The organism is Sphingobium fluminis (genome assembly GCF_037723805.1).
Taxonomy (GTDB): Bacteria; Pseudomonadota; Alphaproteobacteria; order Sphingomonadales; family Sphingomonadaceae; genus Sphingobium.
In genome coordinates, this window is the sequence record NZ_JBBJUK010000005.1 from 13,302 (window position 1) to 29,911 (window position 16,610).

Sequence of the window (16,610 nt, forward strand, 5' to 3'; positions counted from 1 at the left end):
AGGGCATCGCGCGTCAAATCAGGATCACATATCCTCCGTTCGGGCTGAGCGAAGTCGAAGCCTTCCACTGACCCCGGACTTGATCCGGGGGAAGTGAGCTTCGCCTCCGCTTAGCAGGGCCCCCTTCGACTGCCTGCTTGCAGCAGCCGCTCAGGACAGGCTTCGACTCCGCTCAGGGCGAACGGCTCACATTTGACGCGCGGTGCTTATACCAGCAGTCGCTCGCGAATGCGCCCAAGGGCCGCCTCATCCAGCCCCAGCTCGTCGCGCAGAAATCCCTCGCCCGATCCGTGGCGGGTTTCGATCGTGTCGAACATGATCTCCAGATAGGCGGGGTCGGCGCGCATCATCGGTTCCCAGACCTTGGGGTCGACGCCCGCGAAGCGATCGCCGATCGGGTCTTTCGCCACCAGCTCGCATCCCCGCGAAAAAAACTGATCGGTCAGCGCATAATCGTCGATCACTCGTTCACGCGGCACGCCCAGCAGGTCGAGCAACAGCGCGGCGGCGATGCCGGTACGATCCTTGCCCGCCGCGCAATGAAATACCAGCGGCAGCGGCCCGTGGGCAAGGCGCAGGAACAGTTCGCGATAGGAGGGCGCCTGTTCATAGGCGAGCGTGCGATAGGCCTCGATCACATGGTCGCGCAACTGCTGCGCCGTCGCACCAGGCCGCTGCATGACCTCGACCAGATCGCCCGCGCTCATCTCATAATCGCGCGACCAGATTTCGAACGTCGCCGCTTGCGAAAAGCGCGACGGCCGCCGATCCCGTTCATTATTCGCCCGCAGGTCACAGATGACCTGCAAGCCGATCGCGTCGAGCAGCGCATGATCGCTGTCGTTGAGTTCCGACATGGTGCCCGACCGGAACACCAGCCCGGTGGCGACCCGCCGGCCATCCCGCGTCGGATAGCCACCGATATCGCGGAAATTATGACCGCCCTCCATCGGGACGACCCGCTGGAAATCATGATTCACGTCCGTCATGCTCGATACCCCTGCTATGCTATGCGCCCGTCCTTAGCCGCTAGGCCACGGTAGCGGAACAGCGGTCGAGCACGACCTCGCCACGCTCGACGGCGATCGCGCGGAACCGCATCCTGCCCTCGCCTTCCTCGAAAAATTCGACGCGTATGGTCTCGCCGGGCATGACGGGCTTGCTGAAGCGCACGAACATCGATTTGAAGCGCGCCACGTCATTGTCGCAATAGGCCGACAAGATCGCGCGGTTGGCGATGCCCTTGGTGCATAGCCCGTGCAGGATCGGCTTGGCGAACCCCGCCCGCGTCGCGATCGCCGGTTCGGCGTGCAGCGGGTTCCAGTCGCCGCTCAGCCGATAGATCAGCGCCTGGCGCGGCAGGGTCGCGATCTCGACCACCTTGTCCGGCGTCCGCTCCTCGATCGGCTGCGCGGGCGTCATGGGATCGCCAAAGCCGCCCTCGCCGCCATTGCCGCGCATGAACAGGGTCGAGCGCACGGTGGCGAGATGATCGCCGGTCGCATCGTCGAACAGGTCCTTTTCCTGATGGAGCAGCGCGCCGCGCCCTTCACCCTTGTCCTCGATCGCCGCCACGCGATATTCGCCGCGTACGGTTCCCGTCGCCGGCAGCGGCCGGTGCATCGTCAGATATTGTTCGGCGTGCAATATCTTGACCCAGTCGATGCCATATTGCGGGTCCTGCGCCCAGAAGCCGGGATGGCACAGGATATTGGCGAAGGCCGGCACGCAGCGCAGGTCCTTTTCATAGACGAACGGCAGTTCCGCTTCGTCCAGCGGATCGGCCCCATAGCCAAGCCCCAGCGCGTGAAGGATCGTATCGCGCTTGTCATAGGCCTGGATGATCGGCGCGATCGCCATATTACGGATTTTGTCGATATCCATTGCCTGTCATTTCCCCCGCCGGCGCATCGTCGATTAATAGTTAGATATCACATGATACGCTAGCAATCTTCCTTTATGCAAGCCCGACGGCAATACTATGCTAGCATACGATATTGACTCGGGGGGCGAGTGCTTTATGATCCGTCGCAGCAAAGATGCCCCGCAATGACGGGGCAGGCGATCCGAGGAGAAGGACGATGGGAACGGAACTGAAAATCGCGCCCGCATATCGCGACAGCCATCTGCCGCTCTATCAGGAAGTAATCGCTGGCGACCCCGTTCCGGCACCGGCCCTGCTGCGCGAATATTCCGAGATCGACGTGCCCGTCGCCCGCGTGTCGCGCGACGAATATCGCAGCCCCGCCTTTGCTGCGCTCGAAGAGGAGCGGATGTGGCCGCGCGTCTGGCAATTCGCCTGCCGCGAGGAACAGATTCCCGAGGTTGGCGACTGCGTCGTATACGAAAGCCCCGGCGCATCCTTCATCATCATGCGCAGCGCGGAAGACGATATACGCGCTTATTATAATAGCTGCCTGCATCGCGGCATGAAATTATGCGCCGGCGATACCAGCGTGACCAAATTATCCTGTCCTTTCCATGGCTTTACCTGGAATCTCGACGGGACGCTGGCCCATGTGCCCTCACGCTGGGATTTCCCCGGCCTCAAGGATGCGGACATGAACCTGCCGCAAGCCCGTGTGGGACGCTGGCAGGGTTTCGTCTTCATCAACCGCGACCATGACGCGCCGCCACTGGAAGACTATCTCGGCCATTTGCCGGGCCATTTCGCCGACTGGTCCTATGCGGATAAATATCTGGCCACGGTCATCAAAAAGACGGTCGATGCGAACTGGAAAACCGCGGTCGAGGCGTTCCTCGAATCCTATCATCTGGCCGGCATCCATGCGCAGGCGCTGCCCTTCGGCGGCGACGCCAGCACCCAATATGATGTCTGGGCGGACGATCCGCATGTCACCCGCTTCCTCGAACCGACAGGGGTGATGAGCGACCAGTTGCCGCGCGCCCTGTCGGAACAGGAGATACTGAACGCGGCGCTGTCGGTGGTATTCGCGGGCACGGAACCGCCACAGCTCGAAGACGGCATGAAGGCGCGGCACTATATGGCGGCGGGCATGCGCGCGGCGATGAGCGATGCGGACGGCGTCGATTATTCGGCCATGTCCGACGCGGAAGCCGCCGATGCGGTGCAATATTCGGTCTTTCCCAATATGATCATCTTCCGGTCGCTCGGCTATCCCTATGTCTACCGGTTCCTGCCGGTGCGCGGCGACGTCAATCGCGCGACGTTCGAATTTCTGATCTTCAAGCCCAAGCCGAAGGATGGCGGGATGGTGCCCGAGGTGAACGTCGTAGACCTTGGTGAAGATGACACATTCGCCAGTGCCGGGGTACTGCCGCCATGGCATGGCGAAATCTACGATCAGGACGTTTACGGCCTGCGCCAGTGCCAGGCCGGCATGCGCGACGGGGGCGACAGGGACATCCTCTATTCCGCCTATCAGGAAGTGCGCATCCGCCATCTGCACCAGACGCTCGCCCGCTATCTGAGCGACGATCCTGCTGATACTCCGGGGCGAGCGCAGGCATGACCGAAAGCCGCATCCACACCCGTCCGAACCTGTTCATTTCGCGCTGGACGATCGATCCCGTGCATCGCGGCCGGTTTCTGGAAATTTGGGATGGCCTGTGGCGGGCGCATGTCGACGCGATCGAGGTGATGACGCATTTCGTCTATTATGGCTGGGCGCGCGACCCGAACCAGTTCGTCGCGATCGAATCCTATCGCGACGAAGCCGTCGTGGCGCAGTTGCGCAAGGATGAGGGCTTCCGCAGCGCCGTCCGCGCCATGCTCGACTGTTCCAGCGCGCCGATGACGATGGAATTGCTGAGCGGACTGGAAGGCGAACGGTCGATCTTCGATATCTATCCCGCGGGCGCGTCCAGGGTCCATCCCGCAGACGCGCGCGAACGGGCCGTGTTTCTTTGAGGATTGACGCCGGACCGAAGCCTGCCTAGCATTTGGTAATATAGCATACTAACTGGAAGCGGCGTCATGACACATTTTATCCCTCCTTTTGCTTCTCCCTCAACCAATCGCCAGATCGTCCTGGCCCGCCGCCCCGCCGGGACTCCCGGCCGCGACGATTTCGCGTCCCAGAACGCCCCCGTCCCCTCGCCCGGCGACGGGACATTCCTCGTTCGCAATCTCTATCTGTCCGCCGATCCGGTGCAGCGCGGCTGGGCCGCCAACCCCGCGCTTACCCCGATCGGCGCGCCGATGCGGGCGCTCGCGGTAGGCGTCGTGGTCGACAGCAAAGACCCCTCGATCAGGGCTGGCGAAGTCGTCTACGGCTTTTTCGGGTGGCAGGATTATGCGGTCGCCACGCGCGCCGACCTGCTCTCGCTCATCCCGAACCCCCGTGCGCCGCTGTCCACCTATGCGGGCGTGCTCGGCATGCCGGGCGTCACCGCCTGGCTCGCGCTCCACGACATCGCGCCGCCGTCCGCCGGGCAATCCGTGCTGGTGTCGACCGCCGCCGGAACCGTCGGCAGCGTCGTCGGCCAGATCGCGCGGCAGGCGGGCGCACATGTCGTCGGGCTGACCGGCAGCGACCAGAAGGTCGCCGCCTGTATCGATCGCTTCGGTTATCATGAAGCTTATAATTACAAGACGGGCGACCTCGCCGAAACACTCGCCAGGGCGCGGCCTGAGGGCTTCAATACCTATTTCGACAATACCGGCGGATGGATATTGGACACCGCCATCCGCGCCATGGCGCGCCACGGGCGGATCATCCAGTGCGGAACCGCCGCCACGCCGAGCTGGACACCGCCGCCCACCGGCCTGCGCAACGAACGCGAAGTGTTGATGCGCGTGTTGAGCTGGACCGGCTTCTTCATTTTCGACCATGCGCATCGCTTCGGTGAAGCGGTCGACAGGCTGACCGACATGCTGGTCGCGGGCCAGCTCGACCGCGACGAAACGGTCGAGGCCGGACTGCCCCATGTCGTGGGCGCGCTGGAGGCGCTGTTCACCGGAGCGAACAGCGGCAAGACGCTGACCTATATCGGCGAGGATTGAAGCGCCCGGACAGGCTGGGAGATCAGTCCCGGCGCCACACGCCGATTGCAGGCCGCACCGGCTGAACCTGAAAGTCGCCGGAAAACACGTCTTCGGTCATGAACGGATCGGCGGCGAGCAGCGCTCGGACTGTCGCTTCATCTTGGGCCTCGATCAGGAAAGAACTGCCGACGGGCGTGGCGTCCGCGCTATCGTCGCTGAGCATCGCGCCCGCGACCTTGACCGCATCCCCCTGTCCCACCCAATAATCGACATGCCGCTGGCGATGGTCCAGCCGCCGGTCGAGCATGCCGGGCTTGTCGGGAGCGAGGACCAGAAAAAACATACGTAACTGCCTTTATCAGGTGGGGACGGAAAATGTGCGGTCAGGCCAGCGGATCGTCAACCGGATTATGATGTGTCGCACGCTCGGCCAATATAGTCTTGAGCTGCCTTTTGGCGCGGCCCAGAACCCGCTCGCACGCTTCGATCTCCTCGGCGGTGCAATCGGACAGGATGCGCTGGTTCACCTCCGCCGACACCTCGATCATCAGGCGGATCACCTCATAACCCTGATCGGTGATGAAGACGCGTTTGGCCCGCCGGTCGGTGGCGTCCGCCCGCCGCTCGACCTGGCCCGACGCTTCGAGGCGATCGACGAGCCCGCCGACCGTCACCTTGCCCACTTCCATCAGGCGCGCGAGGTCGACCTGGGTCATGCCGTTATTGCCGCCGCGCGACAATGCGCTGAGCACCGACCATTGCGATCGGGTGATGCCATAGGGCCGCATGATCAGATCCATGACGGTGCGGCGGATGCGCGATACGTCGTGGACGATATAGCCGAAGGTGAATTTCTGTGCGGACGGCAGGTCCGGGGCTAAATCGGGCGGGGGCGACGGAGCAGCGATGTCGGTCATGATCGGTCCCTTTCATCCATTTTCATGAAGCTGAGATAGGGTAGATGAACATTTGGCACCCGAATCGACATTGAATCAAGAATATACGCCAATATATGATATATAAGCTTACTAAGCGCCCGATCGGCGAAGTTGGCGGAAACAGGTCCTGATTTCGTCGACGAACAGCGCAGGCTGCTCGAACGCCGCGAAGTGCCCGCCCTTGTCGAGGCTGTTCCAGTGGATGATGTTGCTGAAAACGACTTCCGCCCATTTGCGCGGCGGTGCCATGATTTCGGCCGGAAACTGGCTGTAGCCCAGCGGCAGGTCGATCCTGTGCGGGCGAAAGCTGCCCATGCTTTCCCAATAAAGCCGCGCCGACGACGCGCCGCTGTTGGTCAGCCAGTAGAGCATGATAGTGTCGAGCATCTCGTCGTCGGTGAAGATCGTTTCCACCTCGCCGTCGCAATCGGACCATGTCCGCAGCTTTTCATAGATCCAGCCGGCCTGTCCCACGGGCGAGTCCGCGAGCAGATAGCCGATCGTCTGCGGGCGCGTCGCCTGAAGCCGGGCATAGGCGGATTCCACATCGGCGAAATGCTTCGCCTTGGCGACAGCGGCCTGTTCCGCCGCGTCGAGGTCGCTGCCCAGATCGGGCGGCATCACGGTCATCATGTTGAGATGGACACCGGCAAGGCCGGGCGGGGCCTGCACGCCGAGCGACACCGTGACCGCCGAGCCCCAGTCGCCGCCCTGCGCGACATAGCGGTCATAGCCGAGCCGTTGCATGAGGGTCGCCCACATCCGCGCGATGGTCTCGACGCCGATGTCGCTATGCGCGGGCTTGCCCGAAAAACCAAAGCCCGGCAACGACGGCACGACGAGGTGAAAGGCGTCCGCCGCATCGCCGCCATGCGCCACCGGATCGCTTAAGGGACCGATGACCTTGTGAAATTCGATGACCGACCCCGGCCAGCCATGCGTCAGCAACAGCGGCATGGCGTTGGCATGAGGCGATCGGATATGCAGGAAATGCACGTCGATTTCGTCGATCAGCGTCTTATACTGGCCAAAGCCGTTCAGCATCGCCTCGCATCGCCGCCAGTCATAGCCGTTGCGCCAATAATCCACGAGGCGACGCAGCCGGTCGGTCGGCACGCCCTGTTCCCAGCCGTCGACCGTCTCGCGCTCGGGCCAGCGCGTCCGGTCGATCCGCCGGTTAAGGTCGTCCAGCTCGGCCTGGTCGATCGTCAGGGTGAAGGGCCGGATGTCAGTCATGCCGCGTCCTTCAGGATCGAATCGAGTATGACCGCGATGCGATGCATCAGGCGCTGGCTGAAATGCGCGCCCGCGCTCGCCACCAGCACATCGTCGCTCAGCCCGCCTTCAAAGGAATCGCGCCCGCCGGTCAACACCAGACCCATGAGGCGCAGACCCGCCCGCAGCGCGAAAAACTGGATCTGCCGCTGCGTCACATCCGCGCCGCCCGCAGCGCGATAGGCATCCATGAACCTGTTCCAGTCGGTGACCGCGATCACGACGGGGAAGCAATAGCCCAAATCCTCGCCGGGATGGCCGATCGCGCTCTGCTCCCAGTCGAGCACCGCGGTGATGCGATCATCCTGCGCCAATATATTGTGAAATATCATATCGTTGTGGACGATAGTTCGGCGATCGTCGATACATTCGACATTGTCGCGAAGCCAGGCGATGGCGGCGGAAATGTTGATCGAGGGCCAGTGGGCGCGGTCGTGCCAGGCCGCGGCGAACCCCTCGATCTCGTCGCGCCAGCTTTGCGTGTCGTAGCGCTCGCGCGCCTGCGGCAGGCTTCGACCTACCGTTTCCACCGGCTGGGCGTGCAACAGCGCCATCTGCCGGGCAAGGTCGAGCACGACCGGTTCGCTGGTCGCGGGCAACCAGTAATCGGGCTGCACCGGCGATCCGGGGGCCTGCTCCACCAGCATGAAGGCAGCGTCGAGCCACTGCGCGTCCCGTTCGACCAATATCGGTCGCGGCACCTGCATGCCGACCGCGAATAATTGTTCGAGCAGGTCGAACTGCCTGACCTCGTCTAGAAAGACCGACGCGACGACCTGTCCCGGAATGCCGCGCTGGATGACCATGTCGGCCGGCAGATCCTGCCCGCCCGTTATGGAAAAGAGCGCGGTCTGGCGCGACCGGCCGCCGACGATCAGGCGAAAGGCGGTGACTTCGACATCGGCGCATCCGGGGCGCTGGCGCAGATAAGCCTGCAATCGCAGCGGATCGATATTGCTGCCGCCCGACCCCTCCTCGACCGGCCCGGCGCGTTCGGCCGCATCGATCCGGGCGATCGCCTGGTCGAGCAACGACTTTTCCCAGCGCACGGCGTCGAGCAGCGCGCAAGGTCTGGCGCCCTGGTCCAGCTCGCCCGCAAGACGGGCGATGGCCGCGCCGGTCGAGCGCCAGGCGGCGACATTTTCCGGTGGCCCGCCGAGCCGGTCGGTATCGGCGACCGCCCCGTCGGTCGCGAAAGCCGTGGGCACGTCGGGGCCTTGCTCCAGTGCGTTCGCCATGGTGGTCAGCACGCGAATGCCATTGTCGAGCGCATCGCGCGCCGCATTATCGGTCACATGGGGACGGACGCGGCTGCGCATCGCGGTCGCGACGCTCCATATATAGCGGGCATTCGACACGATGACTCACCTCTCCATTTAATTACGCATGCTTATCGTCATATTGCGCTCCAAACCATCTCTGTGAAGCGCGCGCTCTATCCGGCGGTGGGATCGAACAACCTGCTTTTCCCATCCCATGCCGCGCCCGCCGCCTTGATCGCCGCGAACAGCCCCAGCACTTCGGGCTTGAGCGCCGCGACTTCGAGGATGATGCTCTCGTCGCCCGCCATGTCGTAATAAGCAAGTTCCGAACCGTCGCCAAAGCGGGCGCCCTGCAACCGGGCGCCGCCCTTCGATAAGATCCATGCCTCGGTTGTCGCCAGATCTTCGGTGAAGGTGCACAGATGGTGGACGCCCTTGCGTCCGTCGGCCAGAAACTCCTGAAAGATGGAGGGCCCGCGCGGTTCGATCAGTTCGACCATGATCTCGCCCGAATAGGCGATCGCCGCGCCGAACTGCGCGACATGGGCCTGGCCCCGATAATCGCCCGCCGCCACGTCGAAGGCGGGAAAGACGAAGAAGGGGCCGACGCCCATTACCTGCGTCCACCAGTCGATCGCCTCGTCCAGATCGGGCACCATATAGGCGACCTGATTAAATGCTCCATAGGGGGCCTTGGCCATGTTTCCGCTCCTGCTTTTCACGCTTGCCGCGCACTGGTTATGATCACAACCATATGCTAGCATCCTATCTATGCAACCAGAATCGCGCGGGCGATCGATATTGGCAGGAGAGAATATGGCGATTCGCAGGACCAACAGTCCCGACCTTGGCGGCAAGGTCGCGTTGATCACCGGCGGTGCGCGCGGCCTGGGGGCAGCGGCGGCGTGGGCGATATGCGAAGCCGGCGGCGCGGCGATGCTGGCCGACATATTGGTCGACCGGGGCGAACAGACGGCGGCCGAATTACGCGAGGCCGGGCATGCGGCGCGGTTCGTGCGGCTCGACGTGCGCGACGAAGGGGATTGGGCGGCAGCCGTCGCCGCGACGGTCGATGCATTCGGATCGCTCACCATCCTCGTCAACAATGCCGGCATCGCGACCGCAGCCACGATCGAAAGCCTGACCGTCGCGGATTTTCAGGCGATCCTCGACATCAACCTGCTGGGTCCCTTTCGGGGCATGCAGGCGGCCATCCCGGCGATGAAGGCGGCCGGCGGCGGCGCGATCGTCAATATCGCGTCCAATTCGACCCGGCGGGTCAGCGCCATCACCGCCAGCTATGCCGCGACCAAGGCGGCGCTGGCGAACATCACCAAATCCGCCGCCATTCATCTGGCCCAGACCGGCGCCAACATCCGCGTCAATTCCGTTCATCCCGGTCCCCATGCGACCGAAATGCTGCTCGGCGACGATGGAAAGGCCGATCTGCCCGAAGTGAAGGCGCTTTGCGACCTCATCCCGATGGGCCGGATGGGCCATGCGGAGGAAGTGGGGGCGGTCGTCGCCTTCCTCGCTTCCGACGCGGCATCCTATGTCACGGGCGCGGAAATGTTCGTGGACGGCGGCGTGACCCCGCATTGATGCCGCGTCAGCTTTTCCCGTCGCGGCCTTGACTAAAAAAACTTAGCATATAGTAAGAATGCGTACCAAGATTGCCGGCGTTCAGGCGCGATCATGCATGACCCAAGCGGAGGTCCCATGGACATCAAATTTACCGAAGAGCAGGAAGCCATTCGCGAGGGCGTTAAGCGGGTGTGCGACCAGTTTACCGACGAATATTGGTCGAAACTGGATCAGGAAAAAAGCTTTCCGTTCGAATTTCACAAGGCCATGGCCGACGCCGGATGGCTGGGCATCACCATGCCCGAAGAACTGGGCGGCGCCAATCTGGGCGTGACCGAAGCCGCGATCATGATGCATGAAGTGTCGTGCAGCGCGGGCGGCTATTCCGCCGCGTCCACGCTTCACCTCAACATTTTCGGCCCGCACGCCGTCGTCGTGAACGGTACGCCAGAGCAGAAGGAGCGGATGTTAAAGCCCCTGATCGCCGGCACCGATCGCGCCTGTTTCGGCGTGACCGAACCCGATGCGGGCCTCGACACCACCAGCATCACGACTTTCGCGACGAAGGTGGACGGCGGATACCGGGTCACCGGCCGCAAGATCTGGACCTCTTCGGGGCAGGTCGCCAACAAGATCCTGCTGCTGACCCGCACCACGCCCAAGGATCAGTGCAAGAAGCCGACCGACGGCATGACGCTGTTCTACACCGATCTCGACAAATCGCAGATCGAGGTGCGCCGTATCAACAAGATGGGCCGCAACGCGGTGGATTCCAACGCCACCTTCATCGACGATTATTTCGTACCCGAGGAGGACCGGATCGGCGAGGAAGGCAAGGGATTCCACTATATCCTGCACAGCCTGAACCCCGAACGCATTCTCGTCGGCATCGAGGCGGTCGGGCTTGGCCGTGGCGCATTGGCGCGCGCGTCGCAATATGCGCGCGAACGCAAGGTGTTCGGCCGCTTCATCGGCGAGAATCAGGGCATCCAGCATCCGCTCGCGGAAAACTGGGCCTATCTGGAAAGCGCCTTCTGGATGATCATGCGCGCCGCCAACCTGTATGACAGCGGCCTGCCCTGCGGCGCGGAGGCCAATGCCGGCAAGTTCCTGGGCGGACGCGCCGCATTCGACGCCTGTACCCGCGCGGTCATGACGCATGGCGGCATGGGCTATTCGACCGAATATCAGGTCGAGCGCCTGTTCCGCGAATCCATCCTTCTGCGCATCGCGCCGATCACCGAGCAGCTCATCCTGAGCTTCATCGCCGAAAAGGTGCTCGACCTCCCCAAATCATACTGATCCCCCTTCGAAGGAGGCACTTGTGTCCAATTATCCCAAGCCAGATGCGGCGACGCTTCTGGCCATGTACAAGAGTGCCGCGCTCATTCGGCTGAACGACGAGCGCGTCATCAAGGAAATGACCGCCGGGCGGCTGATGATGCCCTTTTATTCCACGCAGGGTCAGGAAATCATTCCCTCGGCGGTCGCAGCGAACCTGACCGACGAGGATTATATCTGCACCATCTATCGCGGCACCCACGACATGCTGGCCAAGGGGTTTCCGCTGGAAGCCCTGTGGGGCGAACTCGCGGGGCGCGTGAACGGATCGTGCAAGGGCAAGGGCGGCCCGATGCATCTGACCTACCCGCAAAAGGGGATGATGGTCACGACGGGCATCGTCGGATCGTCCATGCCGATCGCGGTGGGCCTTGGCTGGGGGGCGAAGCTCAAGGGCAAGGGGCAGGTGTCGGTCGCCAATTTCGGGGACGGCGCGGCCAATATCGGCGCGTTCCATGAATCGCTGAACCTGGCCGCGCTTTGGGACCTGCCGGTGATCTTCCTGTGCCAGAATAACCGCTACGCCGAACATACCAGCTTCGCCAATTCGACCAGGGTCAAGAACATCTCCATGCGCGCCGCCGGCTATGGCATGGAAGGCGTGACGGTGAACGGCAACGATCCCGACGAAATCTATGGCGCGGTCAGGATCGCGGTCGAGCGCGCCCGCGCCGGCGACGGCCCGACCCTGATCGAGGCGATGACTTTCCGTTTCAACGGCCATCTGGTCGGCGATGCGGCGGGCTATATCCCACGCGACGAACTGGCCGATTGCAGGGAAAAGGACCCGGTGCCCGCCCTGCGCACGCGCCTGATCGCCGACGGCATCGCCAATGAGGCCGACCTGGCCGGGATCGAGGCGGAGATCAAGGCCGCGATCGAAACGGCGGTGGCCGCCGGCTATGCCGGTGCCCTGCCCGATATCGCCGAACTGAAACGCGACGTTTTCGCGTATGAACTCGCCTGAGGCCCGCCATGACGAACCCCAAGAAAATGAACATGATCGAGGCCGTCAACGCGGCGCTGCATGCCGCGTGCGAGGCCGATGCCAATGTGCTGGTGCTGGGCGAAGATGTCGCGGATCGTGAAGAAGGCGGCGTCGTCGGCGTCACCCGCGGCCTGTCGACCAAATTCGGCGACGACCGCGTCAAATCGACCCCGATTTCCGAACAGGCGATCATGGGCGCGGCGATCGGCGCGTCGCTGATCGGCTTTCGCCCGGTCGCCGAAATCATGCTGATGAACTTCGTCACCGTCGCGATGGACATGATCACCAACCATGCCGCCAAGCTGCGCTTCATGTCCGGCGGGCAGACGAGCGTTCCGATCGTCATCCGCACGATGACCGGCAGCGGCTTTTCGCAAGGCGGGCAGCATAGCGACTTTCTGGAGGCCTGGTTCGCCCATACGCCGGGGATCAAGGTGGTGATGCCATCCAACCCGTCCGACGCCTATGGCTTGCTGTTGTCGGCGATCCGGGATGACGACCCGGTGATGTTCGTCGAGCCGATGGCGCTCTACTGGACGCCGGGCGAGGTCGACTTTCAGCCGGTGCCGCTCGGCAAGGCGCGCATCGTGCAGGAAGGCGCGGATGTCACGATCATCTCCTATTCGATCGGCGCGGTGCACAGTGCCGCCGCCGCAGTGGAACTGGCCAAGGAGGGCATCGCCGCCGAGGTCATCGACCTGCGCACGGTTTCCCCCTGGGATCGCGAAACGGTTCTGGCCTCGGTGAAGAAGACGGGCCGCGCGGTCGTCGTCCACGAAGCGGTGAAGGAATATGGCGTCGGCGCGGAAATCTCGTCGGTGATCCACGAACAATTATGGAGCGACCTCAAGGGCCCGGTGCAGCGCGTCGGCGGCGCCTATTCCCCGGTGCCTTTCGCTAAGCCGCTGGAACAGGCGTTCGCGCCCAATGCGGCGTCGATCGTCGCTGCCGTCAGGGCCGCTCTCGCCTGAACCGGATGAGGACATACACATGATCGAATCGGCCGAAGACGGCAGCTATCTGGTCGAATTGGCCGATGGCGTGCTGCGCCTGTCCTTCAACCGCCCGCAATTTGGCAATGCCATCCCCAAGACGGCGGTGCCGGGCCTGACCGACCTGTTCCGGGTCGCGCAGGCGACGCCACAGGTGCGCTGCCTGCTGGTGCGTGGCGAGGGCAAGATATTTTCGGCCGGTGGCGACGTCGCCAGCTTTTCCGAATCGATCAAGCAGGATGTCGCAACGCGGCAGGCCGATTTCGCGCGCCGCCTGCCGCTCGCACGGGGCCTGATCGAAGCGATCGCCGCGTTCGACCGGCCGATCGTCGCATCGGTGCGCGGCGCGGCGGCGGGGGCCGGCCTCTTCTATCCGCTGGCGGCCGACTATGCGATCGGCGACGAGACGGCGGCTTTCATATTCGCGCACCAGCGGGTCGGCCTGACCCCCGATGGCGGCGTGACGGCGGTGCTGCCGCAGGTGGTCGGGGTCCGCATGGCGCGCATGTTGCTGATGACGGCGGCCAGGGTCGATGCGAGCGAAGCCTTGCGCCTTGGCATATTGCACCGCATCGTCGCGGCCGACGCGCTGGAGGATGAGGCGCTGAAGATGGCCAAGCGGCTCGCCCGCGCGCCGCAGACCGCGATCCGCCGGGCCAAGATGATGGTCAACGCCTCGCCCGCCCTCACCTTGAGCGAAATTCTCGACAGCGAGACGGACGGCATCGTCGCCTGTGTCGGTGACGATGATTTTGCCGAGGGCGTCACCGCTTTCATGGAAAAGCGCGCGCCCGACTTTCCCTCGACGCGCTGATCGGGCCGGCGAAGAGCGCTTCAGCCTTCGAGCAGATAGGTGGTCGTGCGCGCGCCTGCCTGCCGCGCCTTCGCATAAGGCGCATATTCGGGGCTGGCCAGGAACTGCCGCACGATGTCGGCGGACGGGAATTCGAGTATGGCCAGCGTGTCGGGGCCCTCGCCCTCGCCCTCCAGCCGCTCGGGCGAAAGCGACTTCGCCAGATAGCGCCCGCCCCAGGCGGTTATCATCGCGGGCACGTCGCGGCGATAGGCCTGCGTCCAGCCCTTATCGTCATAGCGGACGTCGACGACCAGATAAGCGGGCACGATATCTCAACCCCTGACCGGTTCGAGGCGGACGACCGGAATGCGCCGCTCGGCACGCTTCTGATATTTGGCATAAACGATATCCTCGGCGACGACTTTGGCCCACGCACCGGCATAGTCGTCGCCATCGAGGATGCGGGCGAACGCCCGTACCGGCGGCGCGCCCACACGAATTTCGCAGTCGGGGTCCTCAATCAGGTTCAGGAACCAGACCGGATGTTCGGCATGGCCACCCTTGGACGCGATCACCAGATAGCCGTCGCCATCGTCCAGATAGCGCAACGGCACATGACGCGGCTCGCCGCTCTTGCGGCCGATGGTCGTCAGCAGCAGCGTGGGAACGAGCCTGGGCGTGCCGACCGGTGTCGCGTCCCACATATGGGCCGCCGCCGGATCGGTCAGGTGCAATTTGATATGCGCGGCGATGATCCGGTTGATGTCGGTCGGAATGTCGTTGAATGTGGGTACGGACATGGGTCTGGCTGATCCTGTTGCTAGAAGTTATCGGGCTGGAGCGGGCCGCGCGGGAAGCGCGAGCAGCGCGAAGGTCAGGACGATCGGTGCAAAGCCCAATGTGAGGCCCATCGTGGGGATCGGGGCGAAACCCGTCGCCCTGATCGTCCATATGGTCCATATCGCTACCGCCAGTGCGGCGAGGGCCGCCAGCATCCGCAGCGGTGCGGCGATCGTCACCGGCGGCAGGCTGCCTGCATGCCGGCCGAGGAAGAAGCGGTGCCAGTCGCCACCCGACTGCCCTGTACCCGCCTGCCCTGCTCCAGCCTGCCAGGCGGCGCGCAGCACATAGACGCCGACGATGATATTTCCCCACCACATCACCATCCACACCCAGGCGATGGTGTCGATCACCCGTCCGCCCCGTTCGCGCAGGATGATCCACCCGCACATGAAAAGCAGGCCGGTGACGAGGTCATTGTTGATGAACAACTGCCACGGGTTCGAGGCCCCGGCGGCGAACGTGTCAAAGCCGACGCCATGATCCATGCCGTCATGGATAAGGATATTGGCCATCAGCACGCTCATGATCGCGATCACGAGCCAGCCCAATAGACGCGGTGCCGTCATGTCTCACCCCCTTCCGATACTGTGCGCGCCTATTTGCGGGCTTGTCCCATCCGCCAGACATAGTCGTTCCAATGGACTTCCTGGCTTTCGCCAAAGCCGGCCCGGCCATTCCAGTCCCATTTCACAAGGCCCAGGTGACAGCTGGTGTTCGACCAGCCGCCCCATTCCGTCTGTGCGATCAGTTCGCCGGTGATACGATAGGCGTCGCCCCTGTCGTCCTCGAACCTATAGTCGTGGGTGACCGGGCTGTTCCGTTCGCCGCGCCGGGTCGTGAGCTTCGACGATTTGACCACGCGCCGCTGCTCGCCGTTCACCACGACCCAGCCATCGTTGAAGATGCGCGCCGGGACCGGCATCATGTCGATCCAGTCGGGGTTGCGATCGGGGTCGTCATGCGACCCGACGTTGAACGCGAAATCTTCCCCGAACGTGCCGGTGACCCAGGTATAGGGGGGCGCGGGATTATGATTTTCCGGGCGCGGTTCGGCCCAGCTGCGGTCGCGGACGGGCAGGCTGTCGACCTTGTAGCTCTTGCCGCGCAGGGTCAGTTCGCCGGTGGCGTGCATCACCTGTTCGAAATGCTTGTTGTTCGCGCGCATGATCGGCACGCCGACCGCGCGCAGATCGACATGCACGCTGGTTTCGCGCTGCGGATCGTCGAAGGTCAGGCGGACATGATTGAGCGGGTCGATGGCCTGTGCGCGGAAACCGTTGGGCAACCGGATGTCGCTGCCATCGCCGACGACGCCCATCGACATATAGTCGCGATATTCGAACAGCTCGCATTCCAGATGGCTGGCCTTGAGCCCCTGATAGATGAACAGCCCCGACGACACGACCTTGAGCGTCGGGTGGACCCAGCAATAGGCGAAGCAGTTGATCGCGGCCTCGGCGACGTGGAAGTTCCAGAACCAGGTTTCGGTGAGCGAATCGACCGGCTCGCCGGTGCCGTGGAAAAACTCGTCGCCCGGCTGGTGCTGGCCAAAACCCAAGCCCAGATTGCTGTTCCAGTCGGTATCCGACATCCGCTTCTCCATCCTGCATATCGTATTTTTC

At 63.5% G+C, this 16,610-nt stretch carries 19 protein-coding genes; 8 read left to right on the forward strand and 11 right to left on the reverse strand.

Annotated elements, in window-relative coordinates:
• Positions 1-206: 206 nt before the first annotated feature.
• Together WG907_RS13600 and WG907_RS13605 are read right to left on the reverse strand one after the other, a co-directional pair.
• Complete coding sequence (locus WG907_RS13600; RefSeq protein ID WP_340233574.1) at positions 207-989, reverse strand: tyrosine-protein phosphatase; 783 nt, start codon at positions 987-989, stop codon at positions 207-209.
• A gap of 40 nt (positions 990-1,029) precedes the next feature.
• Positions 1,030-1,884, reverse strand: a complete 855-nt coding sequence (locus WG907_RS13605) for a MaoC/PaaZ C-terminal domain-containing protein (protein WP_340233576.1) — start codon at positions 1,882-1,884, stop codon at positions 1,030-1,032.
• 197 nt (positions 1,885-2,081) lie between these two features.
• Here WG907_RS13605 and WG907_RS13610 point away from each other — a divergent pair, with 197 nt between their 5' ends.
• The 3 genes from WG907_RS13610 (at position 2,082) to WG907_RS13620 (ending at position 4,987) form a co-directional block, all read left to right on the forward strand.
• The gene (locus WG907_RS13610; protein WP_340233578.1) at positions 2,082-3,494 is read left to right on the forward strand and encodes an aromatic ring-hydroxylating oxygenase subunit alpha; all 1,413 of its coding nucleotides are present in this window, start codon (positions 2,082-2,084) and stop codon (positions 3,492-3,494) included.
• Positions 3,491-3,892 carry a putative quinol monooxygenase gene (locus WG907_RS13615; RefSeq protein ID WP_340233580.1) on the forward strand — a complete coding sequence of 134 codons (402 nt, stop codon included), beginning with the start codon at positions 3,491-3,493 and terminating at the stop codon, positions 3,890-3,892. The genes WG907_RS13610 and WG907_RS13615 overlap by 4 nt, the downstream gene beginning before the upstream one ends.
• A 66-nt stretch (positions 3,893-3,958) precedes the next feature.
• Entirely contained in the window at positions 3,959-4,987 is a 1,029-nt protein-coding gene (locus WG907_RS13620; protein ID WP_340233582.1) for an NADP-dependent oxidoreductase, read from the forward strand.
• 22 nt (positions 4,988-5,009) lie between these two features.
• Here WG907_RS13620 and WG907_RS13625 read toward each other — a convergent pair whose 3' ends face one another.
• The 5 genes from WG907_RS13625 to WG907_RS13645 form a co-directional block, all read right to left on the reverse strand.
• Positions 5,010-5,312, reverse strand: coding sequence for a YciI family protein (locus WG907_RS13625; RefSeq protein WP_340233584.1), 303 nt, complete (start codon positions 5,310-5,312; stop codon positions 5,010-5,012).
• Positions 5,313-5,352: 40 nt separating this feature from the next.
• Positions 5,353-5,886 (reverse strand): MarR family winged helix-turn-helix transcriptional regulator, encoded by a 534-nt coding sequence (locus WG907_RS13630; RefSeq protein WP_340233586.1) that lies wholly within the window; start codon positions 5,884-5,886, stop codon positions 5,353-5,355.
• 111 nt (positions 5,887-5,997) lie between these two features.
• On the reverse strand, positions 5,998-7,143 hold the full coding sequence (locus tag WG907_RS13635) for an epoxide hydrolase family protein (RefSeq protein WP_340233588.1): 1,146 nt from the start codon (positions 7,141-7,143) through the stop codon (positions 5,998-6,000).
• Entirely contained in the window at positions 7,140-8,540 is a 1,401-nt protein-coding gene (locus WG907_RS13640; RefSeq protein WP_340233590.1) for a phosphotransferase family protein, read from the reverse strand. Before WG907_RS13640 ends, WG907_RS13635 begins: the two co-directional genes overlap by 4 nt.
• Positions 8,541-8,617: 77 nt before the next feature.
• Positions 8,618-9,145, reverse strand: a complete 528-nt coding sequence (locus WG907_RS13645; protein WP_340233592.1) for a VOC family protein — start codon at positions 9,143-9,145, stop codon at positions 8,618-8,620.
• Positions 9,146-9,260: 115 nt separating this feature from the next.
• Between WG907_RS13645 and WG907_RS13650 the strand changes: the two genes are divergently transcribed.
• The 5 genes from WG907_RS13650 to WG907_RS13670 all read left to right on the forward strand — a co-directional run bounded on the left by WG907_RS13650 (position 9,261) and on the right by WG907_RS13670 (position 14,163).
• A complete protein-coding gene (locus tag WG907_RS13650) occupies positions 9,261-10,046 on the forward strand; it encodes a glucose 1-dehydrogenase (RefSeq protein WP_340233594.1) in 786 nt (261 codons plus the stop codon).
• Positions 10,047-10,163: 117 nt separating this feature from the next.
• Entirely contained in the window at positions 10,164-11,330 is a 1,167-nt protein-coding gene (locus tag WG907_RS13655; RefSeq protein WP_340233595.1) for an acyl-CoA dehydrogenase family protein, read from the forward strand.
• Positions 11,331-11,352: 22 nt separating this feature from the next.
• A complete protein-coding gene (locus WG907_RS13660) occupies positions 11,353-12,336 on the forward strand; it encodes a thiamine pyrophosphate-dependent dehydrogenase E1 component subunit alpha (protein ID WP_340233596.1) in 984 nt (327 codons plus the stop codon).
• A gap of 8 nt (positions 12,337-12,344) precedes the next feature.
• Positions 12,345-13,328 carry an alpha-ketoacid dehydrogenase subunit beta gene (locus tag WG907_RS13665; protein ID WP_340233598.1) on the forward strand — a complete coding sequence of 328 codons (984 nt, stop codon included), beginning with the start codon at positions 12,345-12,347 and terminating at the stop codon, positions 13,326-13,328.
• A 19-nt stretch (positions 13,329-13,347) separates the two neighbouring features.
• On the forward strand, positions 13,348-14,163 hold the full coding sequence (locus WG907_RS13670; protein WP_340233600.1) for an enoyl-CoA hydratase/isomerase family protein: 816 nt from the start codon (positions 13,348-13,350) through the stop codon (positions 14,161-14,163).
• Between the two features lie 20 nt (positions 14,164-14,183).
• Here WG907_RS13670 and WG907_RS13675 read toward each other — a convergent pair whose 3' ends face one another.
• Genes WG907_RS13675 through WG907_RS13690 form a run of 4 tightly spaced genes read right to left on the reverse strand, consistent with a single transcriptional unit; the run spans position 14,184 to position 16,579 of the window.
• Positions 14,184-14,471 (reverse strand): DUF1330 domain-containing protein, encoded by a 288-nt coding sequence (locus WG907_RS13675; protein WP_340233601.1) that lies wholly within the window; start codon positions 14,469-14,471, stop codon positions 14,184-14,186.
• 6 nt (positions 14,472-14,477) lie between these two features.
• Positions 14,478-14,945, reverse strand: a complete 468-nt coding sequence (locus WG907_RS13680; RefSeq protein WP_340233602.1) for a nitroreductase family deazaflavin-dependent oxidoreductase — start codon at positions 14,943-14,945, stop codon at positions 14,478-14,480.
• A 27-nt stretch (positions 14,946-14,972) separates the two neighbouring features.
• Complete coding sequence (locus WG907_RS13685) at positions 14,973-15,554, reverse strand: hypothetical protein (protein WP_340233603.1); 582 nt, start codon at positions 15,552-15,554, stop codon at positions 14,973-14,975.
• A 29-nt stretch (positions 15,555-15,583) separates the two neighbouring features.
• A complete protein-coding gene (locus WG907_RS13690; RefSeq protein ID WP_340233605.1) occupies positions 15,584-16,579 on the reverse strand; it encodes a DUF7064 domain-containing protein in 996 nt (331 codons plus the stop codon).
• Positions 16,580-16,610: the final 31 nt, after the last annotated feature.